We start from the raw sequence: 18210 nt of genomic DNA on the forward strand, positions 1-18210 counted from the left end.
CAAAAAGGCCGCGTAACTATATACGCAGCCTTATCTGTCAGGTGTTATCAGAAGCCGTAACTCACACGCAATCCAATGTTGCGCACCGAGTTAAAGCCCCAGCTTTGTACCACTGAAGTTGTACCGTATTGAGCACTGTCACCCGCGTCGATACCCGTTGCCACCGGCACTTTCTCGTCAGTACAGTTTTTGCAGAACAATGTGATATCCCAGCCATTGTCCAGACGAACACCAATGTTCAGACCAAACTGGTCTACATTGCCGATGCGGGTTTGCGGCGCATTGGAAATCAGGTAGTTCACCGGATCACGGTGGTAATAGTTCAGCGTTACGAATCCGTAGCCGTCCAGCGGCAACTCGAAATCGTAGGTAGCAGAAGCGGTTGAGGTAAACTTCGCGGCTGTCGGCGGTGTTAAGCCCGCAGCATCAAAGGTACCGTTTTCATCACAGTCCGGTTGTTGCGGGTAACATGCGGCCCCCGGGAAGCTGTCGAACTGGGAATCCATCAAAGTAGCTCCGCCATTCACCGTCAGCGACTCAAACGGCATAGCGGTAATGCTAAGTTCCACACCTGTAGACGACAGGCTGGCTGCATTCTGGATAACCGACTGACTGATAGCGGCATCAAACGCCTGCACCTGATAATCGTCGAACTGCTGATCGAACACACTGGCATTCACGATGAGGTGATTGTCGAGCCACACCGTTTTCGCACCGATCTCGTAGTTGTCGACTACTTCCGGCTGAATAAAGATATCCGTTTGCTCCGGTGATGGCGTATTGGTGTAGCCAGGCCCCTTGTAGCCGCGGGAATAGGAGGCATAAACCATTTTGTCATCGTCGAGTTGATACTGCAGCGATACCTTGCCGGAGACATTATCCGACGAATTTGTTTCTTCTCTTAACGCCGGCGTGCCGATGGTGGTGAAGAAGTTATAGCGCTGGAAGTTCGCCAGATCGATATAGATTTCGTCGTAGGTATAGCGCAAACCTGTGGTAAGAGTGAGGTCGTCTGTGAGCAGGAAATCAAACTGACCGAAAATGGCCGCACTGTCTGTTTCCATATCCATGACCGTATCATTACCGATAAAATGGTCATTACTGACAGAACACATATCACCTTCAACCACTTCGGCACCCACGCAGAACGGGAAGTTAGGCAACAGGAACGCTGGCAACAGGCCATCACCGGCAAGGAAACGGTCTTCTGATTGTGTTGAATGGAAATAATACAAGCCGACCTGACCGCGCATATTGTCGAAATCCATCGATAAGCGGGTTTCGTTACTAAACTGGTCATATTCACTGGTGGTAAAATTGATGTTCAGTTCATTTGAGGCCATGTTGTCGTCTGTGCCCTGCACCAGCTCGAAGTAGCGCCATGCGGTGATATTCGACAATTCATAGTTGTCATTCACAGCCCAGGTGACTTTCGCCATCAGACCACCCATTTCCACATCACGGAAATTGTCAGCATCTGCGCCGTAGTCCAGGTTTTCAGTCCCCGGTATCACACCATCGGCGGCTACGTAATCAACTTTTCCACTACCTTCTCCAAGAGAACGAAAAGTGCGGTCAAAGTTACCGGCAACACCAGATTCTCTGTTGGTATCGGCAATCACATACACGCTAACTTCTTCAGAAATTTCGTTCAGGTATTTAAGCTTTACACCCCAGTCAGTGGTTTCTTCGTCGAGTTTAGGATCGCCCACCACTTTAATGGCACGGGCCACCGGATCTTCAGCTGCATAGTGAGCGTTGATACGCAGGGCAGAGTTGTCGGTGAGTGGGATGTTGTACATGCCACGGGTGATAATGCTTCTGCCGTCCTGCGGAGTGGTGTCGCGCAGTTGGTATTCCACATCAATTTTACCTTCGGTAAAACCTAATTGCGGCTTGATAGACGTAATATTGACCAGACCTGCAGAGGCATTCTTCCCAAACAACAGACCCTGAGGTCCGCTCAGTACTTCAATTTGGGAAATGTCATTAAACACAGCGCCCATCAGATAACGGCGGCCGAGGTTCACCTCATCGAAAGCCACGGCCACACTGGAATCCAGCGACGAAGAAAACGCCAGTGTACCGGCACCACGGATAGACATGGAGTTGTCTTCGCCAATCTGAAAGCTTGGGGCATTCAGTGTCATCTGATACACGTCTGACACATTCTTTCGCTCCAGCTCTGTAGGTGAGATAGCTGTAACACTCACCGGCACTTCCTGCAGATTTTCCACTCTGCGCTGGGACGTCACCTGAATGATTTCCAGACCAGAATCCTCAGTTGCACCAGGGTTTGCAACGTCTGCTTCCTGTGCATGAATCACAGGCGTGGTGAGCAGCGTAGCGATAGCAACTGCCAATTTTCTATAAGGCAAATTCATATTTTTCATATTATCTCTCAGTACTTTACGACAAAAGTCGAACTAGCATTCAAGTTTTATAATCAAGCCAAAAAAAACTGATTGGGTCAATCAGTCAGTCAGCCGGGTCATGTTACACATTAACCTTCAACAAAGTTACATAAAGCATAACTTTTATTAACATCAGCGATCGAATGAAAGATATTTATACATTCCATCCATAAAAGAGATAGCTGACGCAGCAGGTATCAAATTGCTTGATTGTTCAAGCCTTTACAAATATTGAACCCGAGTTCAGGTTTAATATTCACCTCTGATTTATAACAGTTTATTCAGCAAAGCGTGCTGACGACGAACCTGATCACGACCCCGGTATGGCTCTCTGCGGCCTTCGTACTCGCTGGACAACCAACCTTTCCACCCACATGCTTTCAGTGTGGCAACGATGTTGTCCCAGGGAATGTGCAGATCATTGAGGTTATCGTCGATCTCGAAAAACTTGGTCTGAATGAAGTAAACGTGCTCCATAATTTCAGCAAAATCAGCCATGGGTACTGCCAGCGGTTCCAGGAACGGAGGACGCTTGCCACCCTTCACCTCAATACCTTCGTGGCCATCGTCACAAGGCGCTGTCTGGAAGATACCGGTGTCGATCATCAGCTTAAAGTACGTGGTATTGTGCTTTTTGATGAAAGCAATGTAGTCCTGTGTCACTTTATGTTTGATTGGTGTCGGGCTGTGGATTTCCGGACAAATAATCACGTTCAGCTCTTCTGCCAGCGGTAAGGCTCGTAGCACTGCTTCCTGCCAGATGGGGTGCGGGTCCAGTTCAAGGGAGGTAACACCAAATTTTGGCCGGATAGAGGTAAAGCCAAGTTCTGCTGCCAGTTTCAAATCTTGTTCCAGCTGGGCTGCGCCTTCGTCTGCAGTGAGATCACGGCTGTGCCAGCGGGCGGTGTCTATCCATGTGCCCAGATTCGTTGGCGTTAGCTGATACTTTTCCAGCAAAGCAAACCAGCTTGCTTTCCATTCAGCAGACACATCCGGGTAACCGGGCAGATTAGCTTCAGCGAGCATTTCAATACCGGTCGCGCCCATATCCGCAGCATCCGCCATGAAGTCTTCCAGCGTGATGAGCGTGTACATATCACCGGTGTAGCTGTAGGTAGAAACACTCAGCGGCATGTCGGTATTCTTACTTTCACCAATGACCACCGGTTTTGCTTTAGCGCGAAATGGAGACCGGCAGAACGGGCCCGGAATATAAGGGCGTCTGATGTAAACACACACAGACAAATCCTGTACGCCCGCCTCTAACGGTGCATCAACCGGCAAGGTAATGGTAGCCAGTTCATCCAGCGGCCAGCGCAAGGTTTCACTTTCCTGCAACTGCGCAAGCGACAGGGTTTGACCGCCCAGTGTCCAGCTTGCCGCATCGTGGGCATACTGTTTGCCGTTCAGTTCAATATCGATACCATCGATAAGGCTTGCCGGTACACCCCGGTAATTCGGATTCTTAATTTGAAACTGAAAGGCCGGCGTGCCGTCTTCCAGCGTTAAGGCTTTGCTGCCTCTGGCTTGTACGAGTTGTCTTTCCAGCATAGGGGCTCCTGTTAACTGGTTGTAAACAACGCCGATGGTATGCAATGCCTTATCATTGAAGAAATGAATTTTGCAGATATTTGGTATCGATTTTTGAGATACCTTATCCATGTCAGATGCTTTTGTGCGTTCAGCTTTTATCCTTCTCGCCCACTTCCGCCACGACCATCCAGTACAGCACCAGCATGACGACAACAAAAACCACAGTAAAAATCATACCCAGTACTGTGCCTCCACCTGCATGAGCCGGCGCAGCAAGGAATAAAGACAACAAGAGTAAATACAATTTCATGACGACCCCTTTGACATTGTGCGGATTCCGGGCCAGACAAAGACTGGACGAACCCCTTTATTGACAGGGTTAAAAGTAAACCCGCAGAGGAACAATGAACAGGTACAGAAAGTGAGCATTTTTTTATAACAGATCGTTTGTTCGCTTGTTATAATCTGATGAACTTTTTGGCCGGAGTAAGCAATGGCGAAATATGAAATTTTAGCCAGGCAGATAAAAGAGCAGATCGAACGGGGTATCTGGCTAGAAAATGAAAAGCTTCCCTCACTGCGCAAGCAGGCACGGCAAACCGGCTACAGCCTGATGACCGTGCTGCATGCTTATCAGATGCTTGAAAGTCAAGGTCTGATCAGCTCCCATGAGCGCTCCGGTTTTACAGTAACAGCAACTGCCCGCCCGGCTTCTGAGAACAAAGTACAAACAGCGGAAGCGGTCAGCATTAATGACTTTGTTTATGAAGTGCTTCAGGCATCCCGCGACCCGCACATGTTCAGCTTAGGGTTTGCTTATCCCGATCCGGCTCTTTATCCCAGGCACCATCTGAACAAGTCCATCGCCGCAGCGGCACAGCAAATTTCACTGACCAGCGCGATGGATAACCTGCCACCGGGCAACCCTGAACTCAGACAAATTATTGCCAAACGCTATGCGGCGAGGGGTATGAACATTTCTCCGGATGAAATTGTTATCACGGCAGGTGCACTTGAAGCACTCAGTCTGAGTTTGCAATCCTTTACCCGGCCGGGTGACTGGGTAGTGATTGAATCTCCGGTGTTTTATGGCGCCATGCAAGCGCTGGAACGGCTTGGCTTAAAGGCAATTACAGTAACGGTTTCGCCGCAGAACGGGCTGGATATTGATGCGCTGGAGCGGGCTTTTCAGAATCATCCGGTGAAGGCGTGCTGGCTGATGAGCAGCTTTCAGAATCCGGTTGGTTACTCACTTACTGATGACAAAAAGCAGCAGATCGCCAAATTGCTCAAAACCTACGGTGTAACCTTAATCGAAGATGATGTTTATGCTGAATTGTATGCCGGTAAAACACCGCCGTTGCCCATTAAACATTTTGTAGAAGACGGGAACAGCCTGCTTTGTTCGTCGTTTTCCAAGTCACTGGTAGCAGGCTACCGCATAGGCTGGGTGGCAGCAGGTCGTAAGTCACTGGAGATTCAGAAACAACAGCTGATGAGTACGCTGGCTACCAGTGCGCCTGTGCAGTTGTCGCTGGTTCACTACCTGTCCTCCAAAAACTATGAGTTGCACTTAAAGCAACTTCGTAAAAAGCTGGTCACCAGAAAAAAAGCCATGCTGGCCTGCCTTGAGGTACTGTTGCAGGATGTTGCTACGATTCATGCGCAAGAGGGCGGGTATTTTTTATGGATAGAATGTCAGCCCCACGTGAATGCGATGGATATCTATCGTGAAGCGTTACGCCTGCACATTACCATTGCTCCCGGAAAACTGTTCAGCCTGCATGATGAATTTAATCATTGCTTCCGGCTGAACGCCTCGTTTGAACTAAACGAGGCACGTCGCACGTTACTTAAGAAACTGGCGGGCTTTATCATTGATATCACCCAGTCAGAGAGACAGCCCAATCAGAACCAGACGGGACCTCAATGAAACCCCTCTGCCGAAAACATCCCCAACGTCCCACCTGCTGTTAACGCTTTTTCAAACAACTGAATCTTGTCTTCTGTAAGCACCAGCTCAGCGTCTGCATTGCCCTCTTTACCGACAACCAGCAGTTGCCCGGACGCCAGCGCCGGCCAGTCATCACCGGCAGTTACCTTACCTTTTACTGACTTAATAAATGCAAGCCAGCGATTCTGCAATAATTCTGACAGCGCCTTGTCAGCATCAGAGTACTGCCTGTCTCCGGCGTCGAACTGACCAAATACATAGGGGATTTCCGACGAGTGAAAGCTGCCGAAGCCTTCAGGTGGACCGGGCGGCACATAGTCGAACTGATAAGCCAGAATATTTGCGGCATCGTGATACTGCTCTGCCCAGTTAAGCAGGCTCATTAATGCCCTGTCCCGCAGAAATTGCAGCGCCGCATTTTGCGGAGTATCTGCTTCCTGAAGATAGAGTTTCACCATAGCGTCAGTAACGGTGTCATCAACCATATTGGCCTTTATCACGCCCCGGAGATCGTCTTCAGTTTCAACATGCCATTCGGGCAGAAAGTAACTGTTCTCGTTACCGGTGAAACCAGTGATTAGCGGTATTTTTTTGTTCGAACGCTGCTTACTGAAGTTGCCATCGCGAACCGGACGGAACTGCATGATCGCCATTGGCACAGGGATGTTCAGCACATTTTCAAGTATCTCTTTACCCGGCAGTGCACGCATTGCAGCAATATTGTCTGCATTCAATACTTGTTGCAGAGCCAACCCCAGCGATTCTGCTTTTGCTCTGTCCGGGTGAGTAATCCCCATCCCGGAGCCACTTTGCGCAATGGCTTTGGCAAACAACTTTTCTGCTTCAGGATGCGCCATCAATGCATGCACTGAATCTGCGCCGGCAGACTGCCCCGCGACGGTCACGTTATCCGGATCGCCACCGAAAGCCTCAATATTTTTCTGCACCCACTTAATTGCTGCTACCTGGTCGAGCAAGCCATACTGACCTTCGTAATCTGATTCTGTTGCCAGTTCAGGATGGCCGGCGAAGCCAAATACGCCAAGGCGGTAGTTAATGGTAACAACGATAATGCCCTGCTCTGCCAGTTTATCGCCGTGGTAAATGTCGATTCCGCCTGCACCACCAATAAAGGCACCGCCGTGGATCCACACCAACACGGGCACTTTATTGTCCGAACGGGTTGAAGGCATCCAGATATTGAGCGACAGGCAGTCTTCACTCATATCATTGTCCGTAAGAAATTCCGGTCCCCAGGGGGCTTTCATGGACGGAGGCGGCAGTTGCAAACAATCCGGGCCAAAGTGTGTTGCATCACGCACGCCTTGCCAGGCTGCTACAGGTTGCGGCGGGCGCCAGCGATTCTCACCGCCGGTACTGGCAGCATAAGGCACGCCAAGAAAAGCGGTGACGCCGGATTGCAGAGTCCGGCCCTGCAAATCACCGTCAGATACCGTAACCCGTGGTTCGCTGTCAGCTTGCGAATTACTGGCCTTCGTATCAGTACCCGGCGCTCCGTTGCATCCGGCCAACATACAAACCAGCATTGCTCCGTAAAATCTGTTCATGAAAGACATACGTTTAATCACTCCCTGAGCCCGAAAAGCCCCGGTAAACGGGGCTTTGTTCAATCACACAATTAAAAGTCGTAAGATAACTTAACACCATAGGTGCGCGGTGCGCCAAAGTTCCAGGCGTAAATATCGTCAGACGCGGCGCTGGTATATCCCGAGAAGGTTACCGGCCGTTCGTTTTCCAGATTACGGACATAGGCCTGAATCCTGAGGTCGCCATCGGCATTCGCATATTCAAGACTTAAATCCGTTTGCGTAAATGCGTCCTGCTGACCGTCGTTGAAATTGAAGATATTGGTGTAATAGCTGTCTTTGTAGCGGAAATACACACTGCCTGTCAGCGTTGCCCCACCGGATAAATCCCAGATTTGATCATAAGCCGCAGAGACTACCCATTTCGGAGCCTGCGGTGTGTCGTTACCGCCAAGATCAGGCTGCACTACATTGTCCGGGTCAGGGGTTAAATCACCTACACCGTTAAGGTCACACCCTAAGCACTGCACCGGCACACTGGCCAGCAGAGACTTGTACTGGCTGTGCAGATAGTTCGCATTCAGGGTTAACCTACCGCTTTCTGTTACATAGGCTGTAAACTGAGATTCCAGACCATAGATTTCAGCTTTACCGGCATTGAAGGTTTGCGCACCGGTGCTGCTGTCAATCAGGGCAGTTACCTGCAGGTCCTTATAGTCATAATAAAATGCCGACAAATTCAGTGTGTAGCGACCGCTGGCATACCGGTTTTTGCTACCCACTTCATATGCCGTTACGGTTTCCGGCGCATAACTGCCTACACTGTCAAAACCACCTGTTTTAAATCCGGTAGAGACTTTACCGTAATACAGAGAGTCGCTGTTCTGCTGATAATTAAGACCAGCCGTCCAGGTAAATTTTGATGCATCGGCTTCTAAATCCAGTACCGTCGGCGCACCTTCAGTCAAAGGGGCTGAGCCGGAATTAAACTGGAAGCCAAAGTTATCAAACTGCGCATCTTTCTGATCTTTAGTCCAGCGGGCACCAACAATAGCCGTCCACTTATCGCTGAACGGAATTTCCGCCTGACCAAATGCAGCGTACGACTTCGCATCAACAAACGGGCGGTAGAAATAGGTGATGTAGCTGCCGTTTTCACCGGCATAAGGCGTGTACAAACCGCGGGACACGAACTGGGATTCATCAAACAGGAACAGACCGGTTTGCCAGATGATGCCACCTTCGGTTTCGCTGTTCAGACGGATCTCCTGACTCAGAGACTCTGAGTCCAGATTGTTGTTATAGAACATGTAAGCGGGAGCCAGGGGAGTTTGTCCGCTGGATTCAGAATCCCTGTAACCCACGCGATAACTTAATTCCAGGTTATCGAGGTAGTAAGTAACCCGTCCCCGTGCAGCAATCTGGCTGGATTCAAACGTGCCCACACCTGTCGCAGGCGCATCGTAATTATCACGGTCTATTTGCGATAAGTAATCAGTATTTACCGGAATACACTGAATACCGTCCAGTTCCGGTGCAATCTCCTGCCAGCCGCTGCCGGAACAGCCGTCAGCGAAATCAGGGCCGGTTGCATCTGCACGGTTCCCCTCTTCATTTACGTTCACATATGCGCTTACATTGGATGCCTGGTCTACATCCACCAGCTCCACCGCACCATACAGAGACAAATTAGCCGTTGGCATAGAGGTGATAGAAATTCGTCCTGACGTCACATTCTGATCGTTACTGCGCTGATCAATATTAGGATGGTAAGTGTAGCCGTCGTTTTTTGCTCTTAACCCTGCTACGCGGATGGCGGTGGTATCATTGACGGGAATATCTACGCCGGCTTCAAGAGTTTTCTGACCAAAGTTCCCCACCGTCAAAGATGCGTTACCGCCGAATTCATCGCCTGGACGACGGGCATGAATATTAATTGCGCCCCCTGTGGCGTTGCGGCCATAAAGCGTTCCCTGTGGCCCGCGCAGCACTTCAACACGCTCAATATCGAAAAGCGATGCATTCAAACTGATTGGACGGTTAAGATATTCCCCGTCAATAGCGATAGTGAGTGACTGATCCTGCGTTTCATCGTTACTGTTGGTCCCGATACCCCGGATAGCAATACGGGTGAAAACCGTATCGTTGGTGATCTGCACATCGGGGGCAAGACGGGTCAGGCCGTTGAGATCAGTGACCCCTGCCTTTTCAATATCCTTGCTGGTAAGAATGTTCATCGCAATAGGTACTTCCTGCGCACTTTGAGAACGGTTCTGCGCAGTTACCTCTATAACTTCATACTCAGTCTCTGTCGCCTGAGGTTGTCCGGCGTTTTCCTGCTCTTGTGCAACCGCACCGGTAGCAGAAACGCCCATGAAAGCTGACAACAACGCCAGAGTCAGTTTGCTCTTTTCCATTTCGCAATCCAATGTTAATGTGAATTTATTGGAATGCTAATTCTATTTGTGATTAAGATCAACATACCGTTAATTTATTTAACATTAATTTAATTGATATCAGCTTTACGAGAACTGTAATGAAATAACAAAAAATGTTTATTTTCAGATACATGCAAGTATAGATTAGATGATTAGAAAACCATCATTAATTAGAACTTTAATTATAATTTACAAAATATCGTCGTAGGAGTGAATGCAGGGATTATTCGAAGCATGAACGGAGTGTATTACAGGGCCGGCAGGAGGGGAGAAGCCGGCCCGGAAGGAACAGAAAAACGTTAACTCACCACCAACCCGAGAGGACTGAGCAGGGATTCCTGTTGCCAGTCGCAAATTTTCACGCCGTTTAAATCCATTCTGCGGATGTCGAGACCATGTAAATCCACATGACGTAGATCACAGTTTTTCAGGCTGAATGTGCCCCAGCTGTCTGAAGAAAAATCGCCACGGCTGAGATCAGCTCCGTCCATACTGACGCCGCTGAGATTTGCACCGCGCCAGATGTTTTCGGTGAGTTCGCACTTCTCGAATAATTGCCCTTCGAAATCGGCATAACTTAAGTTACAGCCGGTGATGAAAACTGAGCAAAAGTAAGATTTTGTGGTGATGAAGTTAGCAAAAGATGCCTGCCTGAAATCAGCGCCTTTTAAATCACAATCTCTGAATTCAGCGCCAAATCCGTCAGCACCACGGAAACTGGCCAGTGCCAGACGACAATTACGGAAGCTGGTATCGCGAATGTCAGCAAATGAAAAGCTGCAACCTTTGTCGCCGTCTGAAGTGGTGAAGGCACAACCGGAGAATTCTGCGCCTGATAATTTTGCACGGGTAAAGTCACAATCGATAAACCGGCAATTTTCGAATTTTACGGCTTCGAGGTCTTCATCAAAATGTTTTCCCTCAAACTGCTCGCCCTGATAATGCATAGTGGAATTCCTTTATTGCCTGAAAATACTTTTCGCTAAAAATAACTAAGCCGCCCGGCGAGGGGCGGCAAAGATTACACAGTCTCAATTACCGTCGGATCAGTAGAAACGGTATGTCGCAGAAACACCCATAGTACGTGGTGCGCCAAAGCTCCACAACTGCACATCATCCGGTCCTGCCGCTGTGTAAGAATAAAATGTCAGCGGTTGTTCGTCTTCAATGTTTCTGACGTATGCCATCACTTCCCAGTCCTCTGATTCACTGATGTATTTCAGTGATAAATCGGTTTGGGAGAAGCTGTCCTGCTTACCGTCATTATTGTTGAACGCGGTCATGTAATAGTCGCTTTTCCAGCGGGAAAAGACGCTGGCGACCACTGATGCACCGTCAACTTCCCAATAGTGGTCGTAACCTAAAGTGAAGATGAATTCAGGTGCCTGCGACGGAGAATTACCTGCCAGACTGATGAGTTCGCCATCAATACTGCTCACTGCTGTCGTACCGCATCCTCCCAGACACTGTACCGGAATGGCTGCCGCAAACTCGGTATACTCGGCGTTCAGATAGTTAGCTGATGCGGTGAAACGGTCAGAGTCTGTCAGCCAGGTGTTATACGACACCTCACCACCCCAGATCCGTACCTTACCGGCATTGAAGGTTTGTCCGCCTTTCGTGGTGTCCAGCAGCACGGCAACCTGCAAGTCTGAATAGTCGTAGTAGAAAACCGAGCCATTCAGATTGCCTGAGTCCAGCTGACTTTTTACACCCGCTTCATAGGCATAGAGGATTTCCGGGTCGTAAGCATTGTTAGTACTGTCGAAACCACCGGCTTTATAGCCTTTGCTGGCTTTCACATAGTACATGGCATCATCGTCAGGCTCGTAGTTCAGGCCTACCGCCCAGGTAAACTCGTCATTGTTGAAAGCAAGATCCTCAGTTACACCACCGGCAGTGTCGATAGGGCGGATAACAGGCTGCTCTTCAAAAGTCAGTCCGCTGGGTAAGTTAGTTTGCGACGCTGTTTTTCTGTCGTGAGTCCAGCGGCCGCCAACAATGAGTGTAAACTCGTCATTCATTGGTACATCAACCTGACCGAATATGGCCGATGATACGGATTCCACGTCAGGGCGATAGAAAGTGTTTACCCAGTAACCCTGAGGACCGTTAGGATAGGCACCGATATAAGCCAGCAGTGCTGAATGAACGTCCTGAGTCTCATTGAAATAAAACGCACCACCCTGCCAGAAGAATTTGCCTTCGCCACCGCTGACACGCAATTCATGACTCAGTGTTTTAATGTCGGTGTTTCGATAGAAAATGTATCCCGGATTCAGCGCCTCGTCCGCATCTACCGTACTGTCGCGGTAACCCGCCAGATAAGAAATCGTGAAATCATCTGCATTGTAAGTCAGGTTAGCGCGGTATGCGTCGCTGTCTACTTTATGGAAAGCGAACGGCGCAGTGCGTGGCGCATCAAAGTTCTCTTTATCGATGGTAGAAAGGTTATTGGTATTTGACGGTGCACACAGGGTGTTCCCGTCCTGCACGCCTACCAGCGACCAGCCCGCTGATGTATTACAGTTACCGGTGCCGTCATCCGCCTGACCGGAAGCGTTGATGTCGTATGCAGCGAAAAACGGTACCTGCTGATCAAGGGAACTGGTTTCATACGCCAGATAAACCGTAAACTCATCCGTAGGCTCAAACTGGAAACCCACACGGGCTGCCTGAACATCCTGGTCACCGGATTCAGTATTTTGATTGGCATGCTGACGGTATCCGTCATGCTGCGTAGACGTCACAGCAATACGGGTTGCAGCGTTATCGCCAATTGGAATGTTTACCGCACCGTTAATCTTACGGGAATTGAAATTACCCACATCCACTGTGCCTTCGCCGGTAAATTCGCCCAGTTGCGGTTTATTGGCAATAATATTTACCGCACCGCCTGTGGCATTACGGCCATACAGCGTGCCCTGCGGTCCACGCAGTACTTCAACACGTTGCACATCGAACATCGCCGCATTCATCACACGGGGACGGTTTATGTATTCACCGTCAATACTGACTGTCAGCGACTGATCCTGCGCCTCATCAGAACTTTCCGTAGAGATACCACGCAGGGATACCTTAGTGGCTATTGAATCGTTTGTGGTAACGAAGTCCGGCGCAATGCGGTTCAGTGTCTGAATATCAGTCACACCGGCATTTTTTAACTGCTCGCCGCTGACAACGCTCATTGAAATCGGTACATCGTTGACTGACTGAACACGGTTCTGCGCAGTCACTTCAATGATTTCCAGATCACTGCCTTTCGGTTCATTCGTTTGTTCTGAGGTGGTTTCCTGTGCCAGAACGGACGTTGTCAGAAAACCTAAAGCGCAGCAGATAGCAGTATTCAGTGTTGATTTTTTTAGTGTGATGTAAGGCATGTGTCCACCAGTCAGTGTTATGTCATGTTCTGAGCGGTAAGCCTTTTATTGTTGTTGTAAGGCTGTGTCGCTCTCCCAACTCACAAACCAACTAATTGAAATGCGAATTGCTATTCTAAACTAACGGATCGAGACAAATAATGTCAACAAGTTGTTAACATTAAATTAATCAATACTGACTATTTAGATAACGGATAGTGACATTAAAGCAATGATTAAAAACAATATTAATAAAACCATTGGCCACATAACACGAACGAAAAAAGTGCATAATGTCGAAAAAACCGGCTCAGCACACATTTAGAATTAACATTCATTAAACAATGTAAAGAGTGATTATCGCCTGCGCTTTTCGCCGGTCAGACGGTGCGTTTCATGACGATTATCGCCAGTAGGGCCAACAGCGCAGCTAACAAAAATGGGATCCCTGCGAAAACCGGTAACGTATTGTCCGGTGTGGTAAACAAATGAAACAACGGGGGAATCGCCAGCGGTGAGATAATGGCACCCAGACTTCGTGTAGCAGAAAACGCCCCCTGCGCCGCGCCCTGAGACGAGGCATCGGTCATGGCTGACAGCTGACTCATTAAACCGGCATTACTCATGAACCCCATGGCGCTGGGGAAGATAAAGATTAATATGAACCATTGACTGGTAATGAAGGCAAATGCCAGCGAACTGATCACCAGGCCGGACATACCAATTAACGCAACAGCTTTGTCACCGAATCTGGCTGATAATTTACCCACAAGAATGCCCTGAGCAATAATGCTGCATATGCCATAGAAGCCCATAGACAAACCTATCTCTCTGGCGGTCCAATTGAACTGCCAGGTCGTAAAATACGGCCACACAACGGGCACAGTATTCAGTGCAATGTGTAACAACAGCACTACGAGCAACAATTTGGGCACAGCCTTATTCACGCTGACCTGCTTAAATACGCCCCACGGACTGGCACCGGCCAGCCGGAAAGGCTTACGTGCTGATTCAGGCAAGGATTCTTTGAAAACAAACAGCCCCACCACCGCGTTAGTCAGGATCAATCCGGCGGCAACCCAGATAGGGACTCTGTGTCCCCATTCGGCCAGCAGGCCACTGAGTGTAGGACCAAACATAAACCCGAGGCCATAGGCCGCGCCAAGGGTACCAAACCTTTTTGCCCGTTCTCCGGCTTCATATCTGTCAGCTATAAAGGCAGCAGCCACAGCGGGTGTTGCACCAAACAGACCGGCAAAACCCTGAGCCACAAAAAGCCAGGCAAGGGACGGGGAAATTGCCATCAGCATGTAGTTAATGCCGAATGCAAAAATTGATGTGACCAGCACCGGCCTGCGCCCGATGGCATCACTTAAATTGCCGAGCAATGGCGTTGCAAAGAATTGTACTGTGGCAAACAACGCAACAATTGCGCCGCCGTATACAGCAGCTTCAGAGACATTAACGCCTGCCAGCTCGCCGATGAGCGTAGGAATGATCGGCGCAAGCAAGCCGTGTCCCATGGCATCAAGGAACAATGAACAGTAAACAAAGATCATTGCCCCTGATGAGGTATTTTTCACGGTCATACTCGCTGTTTACACCGCTTGGGTGGTCAATGGCTTGCCTTCATAGTTGCCGGCAATGAACTCTGCCGCTCTGGCGGTCAGAGCCATCGACGTCAGCGTTGGCCCACAGGCGCCATTAGTGACGAAACTGCTTGCATCGGTGACAAACAGGTTAGGAATTTGCCAGCACTGATTATGCTTGTTAAGGACCGACGTTTCCGCTGTTGCGCCCATTCTAGCGCCGCCACATTCGTGTATAGCAGAGCCGAGACCCAGACTGCGCTTGTAGGACTGGCGGAACATCATGCGTTCAAACCAGTTCGCCGTTGGCATCAGAGAGTCCGGATTATGGATATCCAGCAAGCTGGCAGCAATTTCCACATTCCAGCCCATCTCTTTTACCATTTCCAGAATAGTCTGCATCTGTTTTGCTGCCATCTTTCTTTCGTTGTCCGACAACTGAATATGAATATTGGCAGCCGGAATACCCCACGCATCTTTTTTGCTCCGGCTTACTGTGATGCAGTTAGACTGACGGGGCAGCATTTCGCCCTGCACCGTTAAACCGAACAGTGTCGGGATGGTATCCGGCACCGGAATACGGCCAATCATGCCCTGAATGTTGAAACCGCGGATGAAATCATAACGTTTGTCATCAGCAGAAAGATTCTGGAAGCGGGGAATGTAAAAACCACCGTGGTTATCGCCGGGATGCTTGCCGTCTACCAGTTCAAAGCCGGTGTGACCAGGAATGCTGCCAAACACCACGCCGTTGGTCTGATCCATAAAATATTGGCCCAGCACACCGGAGCCATTTGCTAATCCATCTGGATTCGCCGCATTGGCAGAGTTCAGCAACAGACGCACACTTTCAATCGTTGACGCACACAGCATAACCACATTGGCTTTTACGGTGTATTTCTGTTTTGACTCGCGGTCAACGAACGTCACACCCGTAGCAAGGCCCGTTGATGAGTCGGTTTCAATCTGGCTGACAACGGCGTTATCACGTAATGTTAGTTTGCCTGTTGCCAGAGCCGCAGCAATTGGCGAGGTAATATGCTTACTGCCGGTATCATCCGGCAAGGTTGCCGATGACTGCACATAGCGCCACGGCGTGAGCTTGCGGTCTTCCCACTTATTCTGAATGGTATTCTTGAATTTTTCTTCAAACGAGCTGAGTCCTGCTTCGCGGATAAATTCGCCGTCCGGCAGATTATCCAACCCTTCTTTGCGGCCAATAACGCCTAGGCTTTTTTCCACAGACTCATAGTAAGGTACAAGATCGTTGTATTCGATTGGCCAGTCTTCGCCGAATCCGTCGTGAGAAGCTGCTTTGAAATCGTAATCAGACATCCGCACCGCAACACGACCCCATGACTGGAAACGTCCGCCAACCTGCCGGCCACGGATCCACAGGAAGTCATCGCCACTGGTGGTATACGGATTCTGAAAATCGTTCACAAACAATTCTTTTTTGTCCGGTGAATACCATGAACACCGCGCCTGATTATGCTGACCTGACACACCGGCTTTCATGCGGTCCCATACATTCACAGGACGCTTCAGCGGCGGGCGGTTGAAAATGGCTTCGTCCAGCGCAGGGCCGGCTTCCAGCAACAAAACTTCCAGACCTTTTTCAGTCAACTCTTTCGCAGCAATACCACCGGTCGCACCGGAGCCCACCACAATGGCATCAAATTCTTTTGTTGTGTTCATGATTGCACCTCACAATTTTTATAGAACTTTAATTCTAAAAAAGAACAATCACAACCTTAAAACTGCCTAAAAAAGATAAAAAAAGATCTTTATTTTTACAAAAATCTCTGAGAAGCCACCTTAAAACCAATTATATGAAACAATTTTGTTAAAAACATGATTGACAATTTGGAATACAAATTCCAATATTGATTGACACATTATCTGGAGATTCATTATGACACTCGAAGCTAACGTGATCCGGGACGATGCCGTTTCACGCACATCAGAGGGTTATGACGTTGCGGTGCATATTGCCTGGTATCGTTCATTACCTTTGTCTTGTATTGAAAGCATTACTATCACACTGGGCGATAAGTCTTTTACCAGTGAGGATGTGAAATTGAAGTGGGAGGGTGAACTGTTACCTTTCAGTGCACTGGCAGACCGTACCGAAGACTGGTGGTTTGTGCAGGATGCACTGACCTTTCAGGTGCCGGATGCATCTCCGGTTAATGCCGGCGAAAAGACGAAACTGGCGGTTTCTCTGGCTACCCGCATTCCATACATCATCATCGGCCCCAACTTCCCGCTGGTACAACGCACAGATGTCGAAAAAGAGGTAACCGTACAATGAGTATTCAGTTAGGCGTGACAATTTATTCGATGACCAATGAATGGTTATCCGGCCAGTACACCCTGCCCTCGCTCATCGACGAAGTGGGTAAGCGCAAATTAGGCCCGGGCCTTGAGATGATTGGTTTTCAGAGCTTGCGCGGCTTTCCCGGCAAGGTCGATAAGAAAGACATCAGCGATTTCTTAAATGCTGTAGAGCGAAACGAACTTCAGCTTACTTCATTAGCGGGTAATGCTGATATTGCTACTCATCCGAAAGCGTGGATGGATACCGATCAAAGCGTAGAGTTTATGCGCCCGCAAATTGAACTTGCCGGCGAAATGGGCTTTCCGGTTATGCGTATTCAGATCGGTCTGACCCCTGAGGTACTGGAAAAGCTGGAACCAATCGCCCGTAAAGCCAACGTAAAACTGGGTATGGAAATTCACGCACCTGAAGGGCCTAACACGCCAAAAGTAATGGCTACCCGTGAGGTGTACGAGCGTATCGATTCTGAATACCTGGGCTTTGTTCCTGACTTCAGTTCAAGTATGCGTGCTATTGCGCCGGGCATGATTGATAAACTTAAAATGGCCGGTCTGTCAGACGCAGGTGTTGCCTCGTTAACAGCGCACTGGAAGGCAGAAGGCACGCCGATTGAACGTTACATGGCATTTGCGGAAACGGCCAAAGCCGCCGGTGAACCAGAATTGCCTGTTGCCCAGGCCCGATTAATCTTCACTATGTTTGGCCGTCAGAAGCCGGAAGACTGGAAAGAACTGCTGGACCGCACAGTACATATTCACGGTAAGTTCTATGAAGTTAACGAAGACAACACTGACTCTCCGTCCATTGATTACGCGGCCATACTGAAAGTGTTTGCACAGGCAGACCGTGAAATTTCCATGTCCAGTGAATGGGAAGGTCATGCATTCTGGGATGCTGATGAAGTCAGCGCATTTGATATGGTCGAAAAACATCACAAGATGTGCCGCCACATCATCAGCCAGTACTGATCCTCATTTCTGAGCACTACTCAGCGTCGTTCTTTTTGCGTGGGGACGGCGCTTTTTTATTTCTGTT

Annotated in this window: 12 protein-coding genes; 3 read left to right on the top strand and 9 right to left on the bottom strand. The window is 49.1% G+C overall.

What is annotated here, in order from left to right; genetic code table 11:
* Positions 1-47: 47 nt before the first annotated feature.
* The 3 genes from AC4PME_RS08160 to AC4PME_RS08170 all read right to left on the bottom strand — a co-directional run bounded on the left by AC4PME_RS08160 (position 48) and on the right by AC4PME_RS08170 (position 4257).
* Positions 48-2393 (bottom strand): TonB-dependent receptor, encoded by a 2346-nt coding sequence (locus tag AC4PME_RS08160; protein ID WP_491044658.1) that lies wholly within the window; start codon positions 2391-2393, stop codon positions 48-50.
* A gap of 288 nt (positions 2394-2681) precedes the next feature.
* A complete protein-coding gene (locus AC4PME_RS08165) occupies positions 2682-4076 on the bottom strand; it encodes a C-glycoside deglycosidase beta subunit domain-containing protein (RefSeq protein ID WP_491044657.1) in 1395 nt (464 codons plus the stop codon).
* Positions 4077-4095: 19 nt separating this feature from the next.
* Positions 4096-4257, bottom strand: a complete 162-nt coding sequence (locus AC4PME_RS08170) for a hypothetical protein (protein ID WP_161599063.1) — start codon at positions 4255-4257, stop codon at positions 4096-4098.
* 183 nt (positions 4258-4440) lie between these two features.
* On the opposite strand from AC4PME_RS08170, the gene AC4PME_RS08175 reads away from it, so the two are divergent.
* Entirely contained in the window at positions 4441-5880 is a 1440-nt protein-coding gene (locus tag AC4PME_RS08175; protein ID WP_491044656.1) for an aminotransferase-like domain-containing protein, read from the top strand.
* Here AC4PME_RS08175 and AC4PME_RS08180 read toward each other — a convergent pair.
* The 6 genes from AC4PME_RS08180 to AC4PME_RS08205 form a co-directional block, all read right to left on the bottom strand.
* The gene (locus AC4PME_RS08180) at positions 5874-7469 is read right to left on the bottom strand and encodes a carboxylesterase/lipase family protein (protein ID WP_491044655.1); all 1596 of its coding nucleotides are present in this window, start codon (positions 7467-7469) and stop codon (positions 5874-5876) included. The two genes, AC4PME_RS08175 and AC4PME_RS08180, sit on opposite strands and share 7 nt — an antisense overlap.
* 71 nt (positions 7470-7540) lie before the next feature.
* Positions 7541-9865: a TonB-dependent receptor gene (locus AC4PME_RS08185; protein WP_491044654.1), complete on the bottom strand. Its 2325-nt coding sequence runs from the start codon at positions 9863-9865 to the stop codon at positions 7541-7543.
* Positions 9866-10185: 320 nt separating this feature from the next.
* Positions 10186-10833: a Qnr family pentapeptide repeat protein gene (locus tag AC4PME_RS08190; RefSeq protein ID WP_119499575.1), complete on the bottom strand. Its 648-nt coding sequence runs from the start codon at positions 10831-10833 to the stop codon at positions 10186-10188.
* Positions 10834-10932: 99 nt separating this feature from the next.
* Positions 10933-13266 carry a TonB-dependent receptor gene (locus AC4PME_RS08195; protein WP_491044653.1) on the bottom strand — a complete coding sequence of 778 codons (2334 nt, stop codon included), beginning with the start codon at positions 13264-13266 and terminating at the stop codon, positions 10933-10935.
* Positions 13267-13625: 359 nt separating this feature from the next.
* Positions 13626-14834 carry an MFS transporter gene (locus AC4PME_RS08200; protein WP_491044652.1) on the bottom strand — a complete coding sequence of 403 codons (1209 nt, stop codon included), beginning with the start codon at positions 14832-14834 and terminating at the stop codon, positions 13626-13628.
* A gap of 9 nt (positions 14835-14843) precedes the next feature.
* Positions 14844-16532, bottom strand: coding sequence for a GMC oxidoreductase (locus tag AC4PME_RS08205; protein WP_491044651.1), 1689 nt, complete (start codon positions 16530-16532; stop codon positions 14844-14846).
* Positions 16533-16749: 217 nt separating this feature from the next.
* Here AC4PME_RS08205 and AC4PME_RS08210 point away from each other — a divergent pair, with 217 nt between their 5' ends.
* Together AC4PME_RS08210 and AC4PME_RS08215 are read left to right on the top strand one after the other, a co-directional pair.
* The gene (locus AC4PME_RS08210) at positions 16750-17148 is read left to right on the top strand and encodes a C-glycoside deglycosidase beta subunit domain-containing protein (protein ID WP_491044650.1); all 399 of its coding nucleotides are present in this window, start codon (positions 16750-16752) and stop codon (positions 17146-17148) included.
* Positions 17145-18143, top strand: a complete 999-nt coding sequence (locus tag AC4PME_RS08215; RefSeq protein ID WP_119499570.1) for a sugar phosphate isomerase/epimerase family protein — start codon at positions 17145-17147, stop codon at positions 18141-18143. Before AC4PME_RS08210 ends, AC4PME_RS08215 begins: the two co-directional genes overlap by 4 nt.
* Positions 18144-18210 lie beyond the last annotated feature (67 nt).

The sequence above is a fragment of the Alteromonas sp. genome (genome assembly GCF_984505615.1).